The sequence below is a fragment of the Candidatus Binatia bacterium genome (assembly GCA_036382395.1).
Classification (GTDB): Bacteria; Desulfobacterota; Binatia; order HRBIN30; family HRBIN30; genus JAGDMS01.
The window spans coordinates 1-3,481 of record DASVHW010000102.1 but is presented as its reverse complement, the minus strand read 5'-3'; the positions used below and the strand labels follow the sequence as shown (position 1 = coordinate 3,481).

Below are 3,481 nucleotides of genomic sequence, written 5' to 3'. Positions count from 1 at the left end.
GATCGACATCATCCGCGGGCTGACGAAGGGCGACTTCTACGAGTTCCACGGCAAGCACTACGACATCCCCAGCATCAAGATCTGCCCGGTACCCACCGAGCCGATCCCGATACTCATCGGCGGTCACTCCGAGCCCGCCTTGCGGCGCGCCGCCCGCATCGGTGACGGCTGGATGCACGCCGGCAGCGACGATCTCGGAGCCATGCTGCAGCGGCTGACACAGCTGCGGAAAGAGTACGGACGCGAGCGCGAGCCGTTTGAACTTCACGTCATTTCATTCGATGCGTTCACCGTCGACGGCATCCATGGCCTCGAAGATCTCGGCATCACCGATGTCATCGTCGGCTTCCGCAACCCCTACGACCGGAGCTCGGACAGCATGACGCTGACCCAGAAGATCGACGCGCTGCGGCGCTACGCCGACGACATCATCGCGAAAGCGTAGCCTCGGAGCGTACCGTTCCATTTCCGGGCAGGCACCGCCTGACCCACTTTCCCCTATGTGCACACACCCAGTGAACGGAGAGGTATCCAGTGGCAAGTAGTCAGCAGATCAACCCATCGACGGTTCGCAAAGCTCGCAAGGTAAAGAAATGGGATTTGGAAGCCGACGTGGTCGTCGTCGGTTTCGGATGCGCCGGCGCCTGTGCGGCCATTGAGGCAGCCGAGGCCGGCGCCGATGTGCTCGTGCTCGAGCGCGCCAGTGGCGGAGGTGGGACCTCGGCGATGTCGGGCGGCCAGATCTATATGGGGGGCGGCACGCCGGTGCAAAAGGCCTGCGGCTTCGATGATACGCCCGAGGAGATGTACAAGTTCCTCATGGCCGCCCTCGGACCGGAACCGGACGAGGCGAAGATCCGTGTCTTTTGCGACGAGAGCGTCGCGCACTATGACTGGCTCGTCGACCACGGCGTGCCTTTCAAGATGAGCTTCTACCCGGAACCGGGTTCGGAGGCGCCTACCGACGATTGCCTGGTCTTCACCGGTGGCGAGAACGCCCATCCCTTCGATCGCATCGCCAGGCCGGCGCCGCGCGGGCATAAGCCGCAGTTTACCGCGGCCGCCGGTGGCTTTCTGATGCAAAAACTCATTGCCGCCACCGAGCGCCGCGGCGTTCGCATCGAGTGCGACGCGCGCTGCGAAACGCTGGTGGTGAATGAGCCGGGCCGGGTCGTCGGCGTGGTCGTGCGGCAAGACAAGCAAGAGCGTCTGATCCGCGCGCGCCGCGGTGTCGTGCTCACCGCCGGCGGGTTTACGATGAATCAGGAGATGGTGGCCCGCCACACTCCGCGCAGCTGGCAATGCCCCATCAAGCTGGGTGTGGACGGCGACGACGGCCGCGCCATCCGCATGGCCATGGGTGCCGGCGCCGACATCATCCACATGGACGCCGCCGAGGTGGCCATACCGCTGACGCCGCCGCAACGGCTCATGCGCGGAATCCTGGTCAACCGTTTCGGCCAGCGCTTCATCAACGAGGACACGTACTATGGCCGGATCGGTCAGGAGTGCCTGTTCCGACAAGATGCCCACATGTACCTGATCCTCGATAACGCCATCTTCGAACGGAACATGGTGGTGATGGATCCCACGTGCGTCGAGGAGACGGTGGAAGATATCGAGAAAGGCCTCGGCTTGCCGACCGGTTCATTGCAGCGCACGGTCGAGTACTACAACCGCTTCGCCGCCCAAGGTGAGGACCCACTCTTCCACAAAAGACCTGAGTTGCTACGGCCGCTCACCGAACCACCTTACGCCGCCGTCGACTGTGGCACGGACAAGGTCATTTGGGCCACCTTCACGCTGGGCGGCCTGCACACGCGACCGACCGGCGAGGTGCTGAATCCCGACGGCAACGTCATCCCCGGCCTCTACGCCGCGGGACGCACCACCTCGGGTCTCGCCGCGCACGGATACTGCAGCGGCATCTCACTCGGGGATGGCTCGTTCTTCGGCCGCAAGGCGGGGCGCAGCGCCGCCGCCACGGACGAGAAGTGATTCTACTGAATCTTTCATAATACGGTCACATCTTCCGTTCGTCCCGAGTAGGCGCCCTTTCTCTGGGCGCCGTATCGAGGGATGCTTGCGAGGCACGTCCACCGCGGTCGCCCCTCGATACGCGCCCGGAAAAGACGGGCGCTACTCGGGGAGATCGGTATGCAAGCTTGTCACTGTATTGTGCGAGACTCAGTAAGATGCGCCCGTGCCAGACGAACCGGTGTGTGGCGCCGTGAGGAGGGGATCAAAGAAAAGGAGACAGCGCACGTCTTGCGTTGAATCGGTTGGCACCTCGGCGGGTACCGTTGGCTGGTGCGGTCGGAGGACGAGATTGGAAAGCCGCCTGGCATTCCCAGGCGTGCGTGAGGTGGATTTCAAGACGGAGCAGGGCAGAGACGTTTACTGAGACCAGGCTCCGGCGCTCCGCAAGGGAGGTAACATGACAAAGCGAGGTCTTTGGTTCCTGGTGGCCTTTTGCATTTTGACCGGGTGCACCAATTTAACAAGCCCGGCGCGCAAGCACGCCCTCTCCAATAATGCGACCTCATACTGGTTTGACTACGCTGCCGATCGTCGCGGAGCCTTGCTCATTTCATCGTCTACCCCACCCAACTTCAAGCTTTGTGCCGAACCTTTTCCCGACGTGGCTCTGAAACAGACGAGTGAGATCCTCGCAAAGATCAAGACTCAACAGTCGGCCATCGAGGGAGAAGCACAGGCCAAGTTTGCGAGCGACGTGGTCGAGCTCGCGGGCCGCACGCAGACCGTCCTCTTCCTGCGGGAGTCTCTCTATCGGCTCTGCGAGCAAGCGATCAACGGCAACCTGAGCGCTGGCGACGTGAAAGATCTTTACAAGGACGTTTTGCAGGCTGCTCTTCAACTGGCAATGGCTGACTCTGCTAAGCAGGCCGATGCCCTTGCGAAGACCCTCATCAAGGTGGACCCGAACACACGGGCCGCGATCGAGGGGTTTCTCGCGCCTCCAGCAGCGCCGGGGGAAAAGGAGACCCATGAGTGACGCAGTAGCGCAGAAAGACTTCAAGGCAGTCTTGGACTTCCTGAAGTCGAGGGGCGAACCGTTCACCGTTGCGCTTCCCTCTCTCGGACTGATTCGCGTGAAGATCACGGACATTCGCGATGATCTGGTTGTTCTTCAGACCATAACGGCCTCCCCTGAGCAGAAGCTCTATCTGCACTACGCTTCCATAATCGTCGTCACGTGATGCGGGCGCCCAGGCGGGGCGCCATGCACGGGGGAAAAGGGGCGGGGTTCAGGCACGGACTTCAGACTTTCGTGATAATACGCCCGTGACGTGTAGAAGGGACGGGGTCAGGCAGGGAGTTTGGACTTTCACTATCCGGTCAGAAGTCCCCCAGATGCCGGAGCTTCTCCTTCACCTCTCGGAGAACCGGCTTCGGGACTTCTCCGAGCGGCCGCCGCAGCCGGCGGTTGTCGATGGCTCGGCTCTGGTCGATCATGACC

At 62.1% G+C, this 3,481-nt stretch carries 4 protein-coding genes; all 4 read left to right on the top strand.

Annotated elements, in window-relative coordinates; genetic code table 11:
* Positions 1–445, top strand: a 445-nt coding sequence (locus VF515_04850) for an LLM class flavin-dependent oxidoreductase (GenBank protein ID HEX7406965.1), incomplete at its 5' end; no start/stop codon positions are given.
* A gap of 89 nt (positions 446–534) precedes the next feature.
* Entirely contained in the window at positions 535–1,998 is a 1,464-nt protein-coding gene (locus VF515_04845; protein ID HEX7406964.1) for an FAD-dependent oxidoreductase, read from the top strand.
* A 439-nt stretch (positions 1,999–2,437) separates the two neighbouring features.
* The gene (locus VF515_04840) at positions 2,438–3,016 is read left to right on the top strand and encodes a hypothetical protein (GenBank protein HEX7406963.1); all 579 of its coding nucleotides are present in this window, start codon (positions 2,438–2,440) and stop codon (positions 3,014–3,016) included.
* The gene (locus VF515_04835) at positions 3,009–3,221 is read left to right on the top strand and encodes a hypothetical protein (GenBank protein ID HEX7406962.1); all 213 of its coding nucleotides are present in this window, start codon (positions 3,009–3,011) and stop codon (positions 3,219–3,221) included. Before VF515_04840 ends, VF515_04835 begins: the two co-directional genes overlap by 8 nt.
* The last annotated feature ends 260 nt before the right edge of the window (positions 3,222–3,481 follow it).

Bases quoted from the DNA above. Each gene is read 5' to 3' on its own strand.
- VF515_04835 (HEX7406962.1), top strand. From the start codon at position 3,009: ATGAGTGACGCAGTAGCGCAGAAAGACTTCAAGGCAGTCTTGGACTTC.
- VF515_04840 (HEX7406963.1), top strand. From the start codon at position 2,438: ATGACAAAGCGAGGTCTTTGGTTCCTGGTGGCCTTTTGCATTTTGACC.